This is a genomic window from Isoptericola sp. NPDC019693 (assembly GCF_044389085.1).
GTDB lineage: Bacteria > Actinomycetota > Actinomycetes > Actinomycetales > Cellulomonadaceae > Isoptericola.
Genome location: NZ_JBIRXP010000002.1, coordinates 668,203 through 680,863 on the forward strand (window position 1 = coordinate 668,203; position 12,661 = coordinate 680,863).

General features: G+C 73.3%; 9 protein-coding genes. 4 read left to right on the forward strand and 5 right to left on the reverse strand.

The features are described 5' to 3' along the window. The first annotated feature begins 11 nt into the window (after window positions 1-11). The 4 genes from ACH436_RS08475 (at window position 12) to ACH436_RS08490 (ending at window position 7,305) form a co-directional block, all read left to right on the forward strand. Window positions 12-3,557, forward strand: a complete 3,546-nt coding sequence (locus ACH436_RS08475; RefSeq protein ID WP_430559752.1) for a proline dehydrogenase family protein — start codon at window positions 12-14, stop codon at window positions 3,555-3,557. Between the two features lie 110 nt (window positions 3,558-3,667). After that, window positions 3,668-4,537, forward strand: coding sequence for a patatin-like phospholipase family protein (locus ACH436_RS08480; RefSeq protein ID WP_430559753.1), 870 nt, complete (start codon window positions 3,668-3,670; stop codon window positions 4,535-4,537). After that, window positions 4,534-5,595, forward strand: a complete 1,062-nt coding sequence (locus tag ACH436_RS08485) for a 1-acyl-sn-glycerol-3-phosphate acyltransferase (protein WP_430559754.1) — start codon at window positions 4,534-4,536, stop codon at window positions 5,593-5,595. The genes ACH436_RS08480 and ACH436_RS08485 overlap by 4 nt, the downstream gene beginning before the upstream one ends. 90 nt (window positions 5,596-5,685) lie before the next feature. Continuing rightward, window positions 5,686-7,305, forward strand: a complete 1,620-nt coding sequence (locus ACH436_RS08490) for an APC family permease (protein ID WP_430559755.1) — start codon at window positions 5,686-5,688, stop codon at window positions 7,303-7,305. A gap of 82 nt (window positions 7,306-7,387) precedes the next feature. Here the strand turns inward: ACH436_RS08490 and ACH436_RS08495 are convergent, their stop codons facing one another. The 5 genes from ACH436_RS08495 to ACH436_RS08515 form a co-directional block, all read right to left on the reverse strand. Further along, window positions 7,388-7,849: a YdeI/OmpD-associated family protein gene (locus tag ACH436_RS08495; RefSeq protein WP_430559756.1), complete on the reverse strand. Its 462-nt coding sequence runs from the start codon at window positions 7,847-7,849 to the stop codon at window positions 7,388-7,390. 62 nt (window positions 7,850-7,911) lie between these two features. Continuing rightward, entirely contained in the window at window positions 7,912-8,922 is a 1,011-nt protein-coding gene (locus ACH436_RS08500; RefSeq protein ID WP_430559757.1) for a LacI family DNA-binding transcriptional regulator, read from the reverse strand. Between the two features lie 10 nt (window positions 8,923-8,932). After that, window positions 8,933-10,489 (reverse strand): glycoside hydrolase family 1 protein, encoded by a 1,557-nt coding sequence (locus ACH436_RS08505; RefSeq protein ID WP_430559758.1) that lies wholly within the window; start codon window positions 10,487-10,489, stop codon window positions 8,933-8,935. A 92-nt stretch (window positions 10,490-10,581) separates the two neighbouring features. After that, on the reverse strand, window positions 10,582-11,505 hold the full coding sequence (locus tag ACH436_RS08510; protein WP_430559759.1) for a carbohydrate ABC transporter permease: 924 nt from the start codon (window positions 11,503-11,505) through the stop codon (window positions 10,582-10,584). Beyond that, window positions 11,502-12,641 carry a carbohydrate ABC transporter permease gene (locus ACH436_RS08515; protein ID WP_430559760.1) on the reverse strand — a complete coding sequence of 380 codons (1,140 nt, stop codon included), beginning with the start codon at window positions 12,639-12,641 and terminating at the stop codon, window positions 11,502-11,504. The genes ACH436_RS08510 and ACH436_RS08515 overlap by 4 nt, the downstream gene beginning before the upstream one ends. Between the last annotated feature and the right edge of the window lie 20 nt (window positions 12,642-12,661).

Genomic DNA, 12,661 nt, shown 5'->3' on the forward strand with positions numbered 1-12,661 from the left:
ACCCTGGGGGGATGAGTACCTCCGTTCCGGCGCGCGGCGGCGCCACCCCTCCCGCCGCGCTCAGCGCCGACACCGTCGCAGGCCAGCAGGGCGCCGAAGCCCTCGTCGAGGACGCCGTCGCCCTCGCCCATCACTGGATCGCGGTCGCCTCCGGCGCCACCCCGCAGGGCGGTGGGTCGACCACCCGCGCCGACCGCCGGACGCGCGCCACGGCCGAGCGGCTCGGCTCGCTCGTCTCCGACCCGGCCGGGCTCGAGCTCGCCGTCGGGTTCGTCGACGACGTCGCCCGCCCGCACGACGTGGGCGTCGCCGCCACCGCGCTCGCGCGCCTGGGCCGGGACGCGGGCTCCGCCACCTTCCTGGGCCCCGTCGACCGCACCCTGTTCAAGGTGGGCGCCGTCGTCGCCCCCGTGCTGCCGTCCGTCGTCGTCCCCGCCGCGCGGGTGCGGCTGCGCCAGCTCGTCGGCCACCTCGTGGCCGACGCCGGCAAGGGACTCACCCAGCACCTCGCCCGCACCCGGGCCGAGGGCTACACCCTCAACGTCAACCTGCTCGGCGAGGCGGTGCTCGGCGACGACGAGGCCGCCGCCCGCCTGCAGCGCACCATCGACCTGGTGCGCCGGCCCGACGTCGACTACGTGTCGGTCAAGGTGTCGTCCGTCGCGGCGCAGCTCGTCACCTGGGACCTGGACGGCTCGCGCGAGCGCGTCGTCGAGCACCTGCTGCCCCTGTACCGGGCCGCGCGCGACCACGGCGTCTTCCTCAACCTCGACATGGAGGAGTACAAGGACCTCGCGCTGACCACCGCGGTGTTCACGCAGGTGCTCGACCGCGAGGAGTTCCGCGACCTCGAGGCCGGCATCGTGCTCCAGGCCTACCTCCCCGACGCGATGGGCGCCCTCGACGAGCTCACCGAGTTCGCCCAGAAGCGGGTGGCCGCCGGCGGCGCGCGCATCAAGGTGCGCCTGGTCAAGGGCGCGAACCTGGCGATGGAGCACGTCGAGGCCGAGCTGCACGACTGGGCGCAGGCGCCGTACCCCACCAAGCCGGACGTGGACGCCAACTACGTGCGCATCCTCGACCACCACCTGCACGCCGACCGCACCGCCGCCGTGCGCCTCGGCGTCGCGTCGCACAACCTCTTCCACGTGGCGCTCGCGGTGCTGCTCGCCCGCGCCCGCGGCGTCACGGAGGGGCTCGACATCGAGATGCTCCAGGGCATGGCTCCCATCGAGGCGCGGCTCGTGCGCGACGAGGTGGCCAAGGACGGCGGCCACGTCGTCCTGTACACGCCGGTCGTGCGCGACGAGGACTTCGACGTCGCCATCTCCTACCTGGTGCGCCGCCTCGAGGAGAACGCCGCCGAGCAGAACTTCCTGCACGCCGCCTTCGCGCCCGCGTCCGGCTCCGCCGGCGTCCGGGCGACGCCGATGGAGCGCCAGGAGCTCGCGTTCCGGGCGTCGGTGACGCACGGCGTGCACTACGAGGCCGTGGACGTCGCGCCGCGCCGCCGGGACCGGTTCGCCGGCGGGGCCACCGCGCCCACGGCCACCGGCTGCCCGTCCGCGGAGCCGTTCCGCAACGCCGTCGACACGGACCCCGCCGTGGCCGCCCACCGCGCCTGGGCGCGCGCCGTCGTCGGGCCGGACTCGGGCTACGTCCCGGTCCAGGCGCCCGAGGTCACCAGCACCCCCCAGATCGACGAGGCCGTCGCGCGCGCCGTCGCCGCCCAGCAGGCCTGGGCCGCCGTCGCGCCGACGGACCGCGCACGCGTGCTGCGTGCCGCCGCCACCGAGCTCGAGGCGCGCCGCACCGACCTCGTCGCCGCGATGGTGCACGAGCCGGGCAAGACCGTCGCCGAGGCCGACCCGGAGGTCAGCGAGGCGATCGACTTCGCCAACTACTACGCGGCGATGGCCGAGGCCCTGGAGCAGGTGGACGGCGCCACGTTCACCCCCGCCGGCGTCACCCTCGTCACCCCGCCGTGGAACTTCCCCGTCGCCATCCCCACGGGCGGCGCCCTCGCGGCGCTCGCGGCCGGGTCCGCCGTGCTCGCCAAGCCGGCCCCGACCACGCCCCGGTGCTACGAGCTGGCGATCGAGGCCGTGCACGCGGCGCTCGACGAGGTCGGGCCCGAGATCGGCCTCGACCCGGGCACGGCGCGCGACGTCGTGCAGTTCCTGCGGGTGCCCGACGGCGACCTCGGCCGGCACCTCGTCACGCACCCCGACGTCGCCCGCGTGATCCTCACCGGCTCCATCGAGACGGCCGAGCTGTTCGCCTCCTGGCGGCCGGAGCGGCCCGTGCTCGCGGAGACGTCGGGCAAGAACGCGCTGGTCGTGACGCCGTCGGCGGACCTCGACCTCGCGGTCTCCGACCTCGTCAAGAGCGCCTTCGGCCACGCCGGGCAGAAGTGCTCCGCCGCCTCGCTGGTCATCCTCGTGGGCTCCGTCGGCGACCCGACCACCGAGACCGGCAAGCGGTTCCGCCGGCAGCTCGTCGACGCCGTCCAGTCGCTCGCCGTGGGATCGCCCACCGAGCTGTCCACCGTCATGGGGCCGCTCACCGAGCCCGCCCAGGGCAAGCTGCTGCGCGCGCTCACCACCCTCGAGCCCGGCGAGTCGTGGCTGGTGCGGCCGCGCCGCCTGGACGACGCGGCCGCGGCGGCCGGGATCGAGGCCGACCGGCTCTGGTCGCCGGGCCTGCGCGCCGGCGTCGCGCCCGGGTCGTTCTTCCACCTCACCGAGGTGTTCGGCCCGGTGCTCGGCATCATGACCGCGAAGGACCTCGACGAGGCGATCCGCCTGCAGAACCAGGTGGACTTCGGCCTCACCGCGGGCATCCACTCGCTCGACGACGACGAGATCGCGACCTGGCTCGACCGGGTCGAGGCGGGCAACGTGTACGTCAACCGGCACATCACGGGCGCCATCGTGCAGCGGCAGTCGTTCGGCGGCTGGAAGGCCTCGGCGGTGGGCCCGGGCGCCAAGGCCGGCGGACCCAACTACGTGGCCGAGCTCGGCGCGTGGGCCGACGCGCCCGGCGTGCCGTCGCGCACCGCCGACCCCGAGGGCTGGCTCGCCGCGGCGCAGGCGTCGGACGAGGCCGCCTGGGCCACGGAGATCGGCGTCGGGCACGACAAGTCGGGCCTGAGCGTGGAGGAGAACACCTTCCGCTACCGGCCGATCGACCGCCTCACCGTGCGCGTCGGCGACGGCGCCCTGCCGATCGAGGTGCGGCGCGTGCTCGCCGCCGCGAAGCGCGCGGGCGTGCCGGCCGTCGTCGTGCCGGACACCGACTCCGGCTGGGGCGTGCCCCACGAGGCCCCGGTGTCCCACGAGGACTTCGCCGCCGCCGTGGCAGCGGGCCGCGTCGCCGGCCGCGTCCGCGTGATCGGTCGCGCGCCCGGCCTGCGCGAGGCGGCCGCGACCCGCCTGGGCACCGTCACGGTGCTCGACGCGCCGGTGGTCGCCAGCGGCCGCCGCGAGCTGCTCGCCGTCGTGCGCGAGCAGGCCGTCAGCCGCACTCGTCACCGCTACGGGCACGTGCACGCCTGATCGCGAGCTGAAGAACCCTCTTCCGCGAGAGAGAGATACTCCATCTCGCGGAAGAGGGTTCTCTCTTCGCGCGGGTGCCCTCTCCATCCCGGCGTGGCACGATCGCGCCCATGACGGTGGCGTTCGTGCTCGGCGGCGGCGGCGTGCGCGGCGCCGTCCAGGTCGGCATGCTGCAGGCGCTGTTCGAGGCGGGCCTGGCTCCGGACCTCGTGGTCGGCACGTCGATCGGCGCGATCAACGGCGCCGCCGTCGCCGCGGACCCGAGCGTCGCCGTCGTCGACCGGCTCGGCGAGGCGTGGGCGTCGCCCACGGCGGACGAGGTCTACGGGGAGCCCTGGTACCGGCAGCTCACGCGGCTCGCCCGGTCACGCACGCACCTCTACGACCCGGCCGCGCTGCGACGGCTCATCGCCGGCACGCTGGGGGAGCGCACCAGCTTCGAGGACCTGCGGGTGCCGCTCGTGGTGGTCGCGGCCAGCATCGAGCGCGCGGCCGAGCGCTGGTTCGACTCCGGGCCCCTCGTCGACGCCGTGCTGGCCTCGGCGAGCGTGCCCGGGGCGCTGCCGCCCACCGAGATCGACGGCGAGCACTTCGTCGACGGCGGCATGGTGAACTCCATCCCCCTCGGTGAGGCCGTGCGGCGCGGCGCGACCACGGTGTACGTGCTGCAGGTGGGCCGCGTCGAGGAGCCGCTGACCGTGCCGTCGAAGCCGTCCGACGTCGCCCGCGTGAGCTTCGAGATCGCGCGGCGGCACCGGTACTTCCGGGAGTTGGAAGAGGCCCGCCGGGTCGCGACCGTGCACGTGCTGCCCACCGGCGGCGCGCTGCCGGGGGACGAGAAGATCGGCGCGTTCCGGCGCATGGACGCCACCGCGGCGCGGATCGCGCGGTCGTACGCCGCCGGGCGGGACTACCTCGCGGCCGCGCCGCCGCCCGGGCCGGCACCGGCGGTGCCGCCGGACGCCGCGGGACGGTCGTGATCGCGCCCCCGCCCCGCTGGGTGCGCCGGATCGTGCTGGCGCCGCTCGTGGTGCTGCTCGCGGTGCTGCTGGTGCCGACGTCGATCATGCTCGCCCTGGTCGTCGGCGCCGCGCTCACCTGGCTGCTCCCCGGCAGGCTGCGGGTGCTCCGCCTGCTGTGGATGCTGTCGTTCTACGTGCTGTGGGACGCGGCGGCCGTGGTGGTGCTGTTCGCGCTCTGGGTGGCGTCGGGGTTCGGCCTGGCGATGCACCGGCCCGGCATGCAGCGCGCGCACGTCGCCGTCGCGCGCGCCGCGCTGGCCGTGCTGTTCTGGCAGGTCCGCTGGACGCTGCGGCTGCGCATCGTCGTCGAGGCCCCGACCGGCGCGAGCCTGCCCGACGTGCCCCTCCTCGTGCTGAGCCGGCACGCCGGCCCGGGCGACTCCTTCATCCTCGTCGACACCCTGCTGGGGCGTGGACGCCGCGCGCCCGCCGTCGTCCTCAAGGACACGCTGCAGTGGGACCCGGCGATCGACGTCCTGCTGAACCGCCTGCCGGCCGCCTTCGTCACGCCGGCGTCGCGGCGCGCACCGGGCCGGCCCGGGGCCGCCGCGACGATCGCCCGGATCGCCGCCGGGCTGGGGACCGACGGCGCGCTGGTGCTCTTCCCCGAGGGCGGCAACGTCACCCCCCAGCGGCGGGCCCGGCGGATCGCGGAGCTCCGGGAGCGCGGCAAGGACGCCCTCGCGGACCGGGCCGAGCGCATGCCGCACGTCATGGTGCCGCACGCGGGCGGCTTCCTGGCCGCGCTCGACGCCATCGCGCCCGACGCGGCCGTCCTGGTGGTGGCCCACAGCGGGCTCGAACGGCTCGTCACCGCCCGCGACATCTGGCGCGAGCTGCCCATGGACAAGGAGATCGTGCTGGGCGGCAGGCTTACCCGCGCGGCCGACCTGCCCCGGGACGGGGAGGGCCGCGAGCTGTGGCTGTTCGAGCAGTGGGAGCGCGTGGACGCGTGGATCTCGGAGCGGGACGTCGACCGCCCCGTCGTGCGGGCACGCCGTGACCGCTCCCGCTGAACGACCCGTTCAGTGATGTCGTACCGTCGTGTAGGGTCTCCCGGCCGCCGAGACCCGGTGGTACAGACCACTGCAGTGAGGAGCCCAACGATGCAGCTCATGCGGAGACGCTCGATCGAAGCCACGATCGCGGCGTCGGACGAGCCACAGCGACAGCTCAAGCGCACCCTCGGGGCCTGGGACCTCGTCGTCCTCGGGATCTCCGTGGTGATCGGCGCCGGCATCTTCTCGAAGGCCGCGCAGGTGTCGGCCACGCAGACCGGCCCGTCGGTCGTCATCTCGTTCGTGATCGCCGGGACCGTGTGCGCCCTGGCGGCCCTGTGCTACGCCGAGTTCGCGTCGTACATGCCCGTGGCGGGCTCCGCGTACACGTTCTCGTACGCGTCGATGGGCGAGCTGCTCGCCTGGATCATCGGCTGGGACCTCATCCTGGAGATGTTCTTCGCCGCGTCGGTCGTCGCGAAGGCGTGGGGCCTGTACTTCGACAACTTCCTCAACGTCTTCGGGCTGGGCGGGGTGGACTCCGAAGGGGTCGCGTCCGGCATCCACAACACCGTGCACCTCGGGGGCGTCTCCTTCGACTGGGGCACCGCCGTCCTCATCGTCGTGCTCGCCACCCTCCTCGCCGTCGGCACCAAGCTCTCGACGCGCGTCACCGGCGTGCTCACGGCCATCAAGGTCGCGATCGTGCTGCTCATCATCGTGGTCGGCTTCGCGTTCTTCAGCGCGTCCAACCTCAGCCCGTTCGTGCCGAGCCCGGAGTCGTTCGGCGAGTCCACGACGCACGGCACCACGATGACGCAGACCCTCTTCTCCTGGTTGGCCGGCGCCGAGCTCTCCGTGGGCGGCGTGATGGGCATCCTCGCCGGCGCGGGCACCGTGTTCTTCGCCTTCATCGGGTTCGACGTCGTCGCCACCGCGGCGGAGGAGACCAAGAACCCGCGGCGGAACGTCCCGCGCGGCATCCTCGGCGGCCTCGCGATCTGCACCGGCCTCTACATCGCCGTCTCGATCGCCCTGTCCGGGATGGCCACCCCGCAGCAGCTGCGCGACGCCACGCCCGACGGCGGCGCGTCGGCGACCATCATCACCGCGTTCCAGCTGCAGCCGAACGCCCCGACCTGGGCCACCCAGGTCATCACGGTGGGCATCCTCGTGGGCCTCACGACCGTGGTCATGGTGCTCATGCTCGGCCTCACCCGCATCGTCTTCGCGATGAGCCGCGACGGCCTGCTGCCCCGCGGCATGTCGAAGACGTCGGAGAAGCGCGGCACCCCGGTGACGATCCAGATCGGCTCCGCCGTCCTGCTGGTGATCGTCACCTGCTTCTTCTCCGTCGACGTGCTCGGCAACATGGTGAACATCGGCACCCTGTCGGCGTTCGTCCTGGTGAGCTTCGGCATCCCGATCCTGCGCCGGCGCCAGCTCAAGGCCGGCGGCGGCGAGGCGCACGCCGACCACTTCCGCGTGCCCTGGTCGCCGGTGCTGCCGATCATCTCGGGCGTGCTGTGCCTGTGGCTGATGCTGCAGCTGGACGTCGAGACGTGGCTGCGGTTCCTCGTGTGGCTCGCGCTCGGTTTCGCGATCTACTTCCTGTACGGCTACCGCAACTCGCAGCTGGGCAAGAACCCGTCGCAGCTCGCCGCCGACTACCGCGAGGCCATGCAGACGGCCGTCGGCGTGGACGACGACACCCCGCGGCGCGGCTGACCGCTCGCGCCCGGCACGCCACGGTGGCCCGTCAGAGCACTCTGACGGGCCACCGTCGTGCGTCCCGGGCCGGGGCCTCCGGTCAGCCGGCGAGCGCCTCCAGCACCTTCGCGACGCGACGGTCGCGCGTCTCCTGCGTCCTGGCGCCGTCCACGCTCAGCGCGTGCGCCTTCTGCCGGCTCGGGGACAGCCGCTCCCAGGCCGCGGCGGCCACCGGGTCGGCGGCGAGGGCGGTCGCGAGGGCGGCCGGCGTCTCGACGGTGCGGGGAGCGTCGTCGAGCTCCAGGCGCACGCCGACCTCGTCGCCGGCGCCACGGCCGGTGGCCGCACGGGTCTCCGCGTTGAACGAGACCAGGAAGCGGCCGCCCATCGACGAGACGGTGGTGCGGTAGGTGTAGCCGCCGTCGACCGTCACGACGACGGGCACGCGCCTGCCGCGCCCGAACGCCGCGACGACGTCGTCGGGCACGGGGAGCCCGACGTTGTTGCCGCCGGTCGCGAGCAGGGTGGTGGTGAACGTCTGGACCGTGGGGGTGTCGCTCATTGCCGCCTCCGTCCGGTGCGGTCCGGCCGCTGCGGCCGGGCTCCCGTGCACGGTATCGACGGCTACGCCGATTCGCCCTCGATGAGCCGCGGCACGAAGATCTGCGGCTCGGCGGGCACGTCGGACCCACCGAGGACGTCGAGGAGCGTCGCGGTCGCGGCCGTGACCATCTCGACCACGGGCTGCAGCACCGTCGTCAGGCGCGGCGTCGTCCGCTCCGCGCCGAGGGCGTCGAAGCCGACCAGCGCGACGTCGTCGGGCACCCTCCGGCCCGACTCGCGCAGCACCTGCAGCGCTCCCGTGGCCATGAGGTCCGACGCCGCGAAGACGCCGTCCACGTCGGGGTGCTCCGCCAGGATCCGCTCCATCGCCGACGCTCCGCCGGCCACCGTGAAGTCGCCGTTCGCCACCGCGACGGCCGGCAGGCCGGCGTCCTCGAGGGTGTGCTGCCAGGCGTCGTGCCGGTCGACCGCCGCGGTCATGTCCAGCGGGCCGGTGATCGTGGCGATGCGGGTGCAGCCGCGGTTCACGAGGCGCTGCGTGGCGGTGCGGCCGCCCGAGGCGTTGTCCACGTCGACGAAGTGCAGCGACTCGGTGTCGAACGGCCGCCCCACGAACACCGAGGGCAGGTGCGAGCGCATCAGCTCGGACTCGAGCTGGTCCTCCTTGTGGTGCGACGCCACGATGACGCCGTCCACGTGCCCCGACCGCAGGTACCGGGCGATGTGGCCCGGCGGCTCGCCCGGGCGCGCGAGCAGCAGCACGAGCTGCAGCTCCGTGCCGGTCAGCCCCTCGCTGACGCCGCGCAGCACCCCCGCGAGGAACGGGTCGGTGAGGATGCGCGCGTCGGGCTCGGGCACCACGAGGGCGATCGAGTCGGTGCGCCGGGTGACCAGCGAGCGGGCCGCCCGGTTCGGGGCGTACCCGAGCCGGGCGACGGCGTCGTCGACGGCGGTCTGCGCCTCGGGCGAGACCCGGTCGCCACCGTTGATGGCGCGCGAAGCCGTGGACCGCGAGACCCCCGCGGCCCGGGCGACGTCGTCCAGCGTCGGGCTGGCATGCTCGATGACCACCTGCGGGAGACTACTCTGCGTCCGCGCCGTCGCGTGCCGGCACGACGCCGGTGCGCGCGACCTCGGCGTACCAGCGCCCGGAGGACTTCACGGTGCGCTCCTGCGTGTCGTAGTCGACGTGCACGAGGCCGAAGCGCTTGGTGTAGCCGAGGGCCCACTCGAAGTTGTCGAGCAGCGACCAGGCGAAGTAGCCGCGCACGTCCGCGCCGGCGTCGATCGCGTCCCGGACGGCGCGCAGGTGCGCGTCGACGAAGGCGAGACGGTCGGGGTCGTCGACGCTCCCGTCGGCCTGCACCACGTCGGGGTACGCGGCGCCGTTCTCCGTGACGTACAGCGAGGTGCCGCGCGGGCCGGTGTAGTCGTCCTGCAGCCGGGTCAGCAGGCGGGTGAGGCCCTCCGGCTGCACCTCCCAGCCCATGTCCGTGAGGGGCAGGCCCCGGCTGTGGTGGTGGATGCCGTCGGGCACCGGGTTGGGGGAGCGGGTCTCCCACACCGCGGCATCGACGCGCTCGCCGCCCGGGTCGGCCGTGCCCGCCGGGCTCTCGCCGGCGGCGCCCTGCGGCCGGGCCGAGACCGCGCCGCCGTTGTAGTAGTTGACGCCGAGCACGTCGATCGGCGTGGAGATCACCTCGAGGTCGCCGTCGTGCACGACGTCGGCGAAGCCGAGGTGCGCGACGTCGTCGAGCAGGTCCTGCGGGTAGGTGCCGCGCAGGATCGGGTCGAGGAAGATGCGGTTGAACATGCCGTCGTCGCGGCGCGCGACGTCGACGTCCGCCGGGTCGGTGGGGTCGACCGGGTCGGAGACGGTGAAGTTGAGGGTGAGGCCGAGCACCGCCTCCGGGTCGCGCTCGCGCAGCGCCTGCACGGCGCGGCCGTGGGCGAGCATGAGGTGGTGGGCCGCGGCGAGACCGTCCGCCGGGGACTTGCGCCCGGGCGCGTGCGCGCCGGCCGTGTAGCCGAGGAACGCGGAGCACCACGGCTCGTTGAGCGTCGTCCAGACCTTCACCCGGTCGCCGAGCGCCTCGTGCATCGTCACCGCGTAGTCGACGAAGCGGGAGGCGGTGTCCCGGTTCGGCCAGCCGCCCAGGTCCTCCAGCGCCTGGGGCAGGTCCCAGTGGTAGAGCGTCAGCCAGGGCAGGATGTCGGCGCCGAGCAGCTCGTCGACCAGCCGGGAGTAGAAGTCCAGGCCCTCCTGGTTGACCGTCTTCCCGTCGGGGACCACCCGGGCCCACGACGTCGAGAACCGGTACGCGTCGAGGTTCATCTGCCGCATGAGCGCGACGTCCTCGCGGTAGCGGTGGTAGTGGTCGTCGGCGACCGACCCGTCGTCACCGTTCACGACGGCGCCCGGGATGCGGCAGAACGTGTCCCAGACGGAGTCCTCGCGGCCACCCTCGGTGGACGCGCCCTCGATCTGGAAGGCGGCCGTGGCCGTGCCCCACAGGAAGCCGTCGGGGAACGTGACCGCCCCCGTGGCGTGCGGGGAGCTCGGGAGCGGGGTGCTGGGCGCGAACGGCACGGCGACGCCGGGGGCCGCCCGGCGCGCGCCGGGGGTGGGGAGGGTCATGAATTCGGATCTTTCCATCGGTGGTGGGCCCCCGCAGCCGCACGGCGGCGCGGCTGCGGGGGCGTGACGTCGAACCGGGGCGACGGAGGGGCTCAGCCCTTCACGGCGCCGGCCATGATGCCCGCGACGAGCTGCTTGCCGACGAAGGCGAAGATCACCAGCAGCGGCAGCGTCACGAGGAAGATGCCCGCCATGACGAGCGAGTAGTCCACGAAGAAGTTGGCCTGCAGGGACTGCACGACGAGCGGCAGCGTCGGGTTCTCGCTGTTCAGCACGATGGACGGCCAGAAGAAGTTCGTCCACTGCTGCACGAACGTGAACAGGCCCAGCATCGCGGCGGCCGGGCGGGCGGCCGGCAGGGCCACCGACCAGAACGTCCGGATCATCGACGCGCCGTCCACGCGGGCCGCCTCGATGAGCTCGTAGGGCAGCGCCTCGGACAGGTACTGGGTCATCCAGAAGACGCCGAACGCGGTGACGAGCGCCGGCACGATGACGGCCTGGAGCTTGCCGATCCAGCCCAGGTCCGTCATGAGGATGTACATCGGGATGACGCCGAGCTGCGTCGGCACCGCCATCGTCGCGATGACGAAGACCAGCAGCGGGCCGCGGCCCCGGAACCGCAGCTTGGCGAACGAGTAGCCGGCGAGCGTGGAGAACAGCACCACGGACAGCGAGGTCAGCACCGAGACGATCAGAGAGTTCGTCAGCGCCTTCCAGAAGTTGATCCTGGTGGACTCGATCACGGCGGAGAACTGCTGGAAGAGGCTTGAGTCCGGCAGCCACTGCGGCACCGCGTTCTTCGCGATCGTCACCGGGTCGGAGGACCCGAGGAGCAGCGTGAAGTACAGCGGGAAGATCGAGATCAGCAGCGTGATCCCGAGCAGCACGTAGGTGACACGGCCGGGCCTGCGCTGGGCCGTCCGGGCGGCTCGCGAGCTCCCGTTGCGGCGCTTGGCGGCCGCGCGGGCCGCGCCCGGGCCGGCGGTCTGGGCGGTGACGGCGACGGAGCTCATCGGCGGTCCTCCCGGTCGGTGGTCGAGGTGGTCGGGGGGAACGTGGGCGGCGGCCCGGCGGCCGGGCCCCGGCCCTCGGGGGCGGCCGACGCGGGAGCCTGCGCGGCACGGGCCTCCGCCAGGAGGCGACGAGTCTGCCGTCGGCTCACCTTGGCCTGCTTCGGGCCGGAGGTCGCGATCCGCTGCGTGATGAGGAAGTTGATCATGCCGATGAGGACGATCAGCAGGAAGAGGAGCAGGGCGACGGCGGACGCCCGGCCGAGGTTCTTCTGGTTGCCCCATGCGACGTCGTACAGGTAGACGACCGTGGTCATCCAGTCCTGGTCAGGCCCGCCGAGGCCCTTCGGGTCGTACATGCGGACCTCGTCGAAGATCTGCAGGCCACCGATCGTGGAGGTGATGACCACGAAGATGATGGTGGCGCGGATCTGCGGCACGGTGATGGAGAAGAACTGCCGTGCACGCCCGGCGCCGTCGATGACCGCGGCCTCGTAGAGCTCGCGCGGCACGGCCTGCATGGCGGCGAGGAAGATCAGCGCGTTGTAGCCGGTCCAGCGGAAGTTCACCATGCTGGCGATCGCGACGTGGCTGGCGACGCGGTCGGTGTGCCAGCCGATGGGATCGATGCCGACGAGCCCGAGCAGCTCGTTGATGAGGCCGTAGTCGTCGGCGAACAGCCGGCCGAAGATCATCGAGACCGCGACGGGCGCAACGACGTAGGGGATCAGCACGCCCATCCGCCAGAAGGTGGCGGCGCGCAGGTTCTGGTCGAGCAGCGCCGCGATGGTGATCGCGAGGATCACCTGCGGGATGCTCGAGAAGACGAAGATCGAGAACGTGTTGACCAGGGACTTCCAGAACAGGGGCTGCGCCAGCACGGCGGAGTAGTTCTCGAACCCCGTGAAGTCGCCCTGGCCGCCGAGCAGGTTCCACTCGTGCAGGGACACGAACGCCGTGTACCCCAGCGGGAACAGGCCGGTGAGCGCGAAGAGCAGGAAGAACGGCGAGATGTAGAGGTACGGGGAGACCTTCACGTCCCAGCGGCCGAGGCGCTGGGAGAACCCGACACGTCGGGGAGGGCGTGGCCCGGCCGCACCGCGTCGGTGGGTGGGCTGGGTGGGGGAGAGGACGGCCATCTGCTGCTTCCTGTGCTCGC

What these genes read in the sequence shown, in the direction of transcription:
- ACH436_RS08480 (WP_430559753.1), top strand. Translation starts at nt 3,668, where the DNA reads ATGACGGTGGCGTTCGTGCTCGGCGGCGGCGGCGTGCGCGGCGCCGTC.
- ACH436_RS08490 (WP_430559755.1), top strand. Translation starts at nt 5,686, where the DNA reads ATGCAGCTCATGCGGAGACGCTCGATCGAAGCCACGATCGCGGCGTCG.
- ACH436_RS08515 (WP_430559760.1), bottom strand. Translation starts at nt 12,641, where the DNA reads ATGGCCGTCCTCTCCCCCACCCAGCCCACCCACCGACGCGGTGCGGCC.
- ACH436_RS08505 (WP_430559758.1), bottom strand. Translation starts at nt 10,489, where the DNA reads ATGACCCTCCCCACCCCCGGCGCGCGCCGGGCGGCCCCCGGCGTCGCC.
- ACH436_RS08495 (WP_430559756.1), bottom strand. Translation starts at nt 7,849, where the DNA reads ATGAGCGACACCCCCACGGTCCAGACGTTCACCACCACCCTGCTCGCG.
- ACH436_RS08475 (WP_430559752.1), top strand. Translation starts at nt 12, where the DNA reads ATGAGTACCTCCGTTCCGGCGCGCGGCGGCGCCACCCCTCCCGCCGCG.
- ACH436_RS08510 (WP_430559759.1), bottom strand. Translation starts at nt 11,505, where the DNA reads ATGAGCTCCGTCGCCGTCACCGCCCAGACCGCCGGCCCGGGCGCGGCC.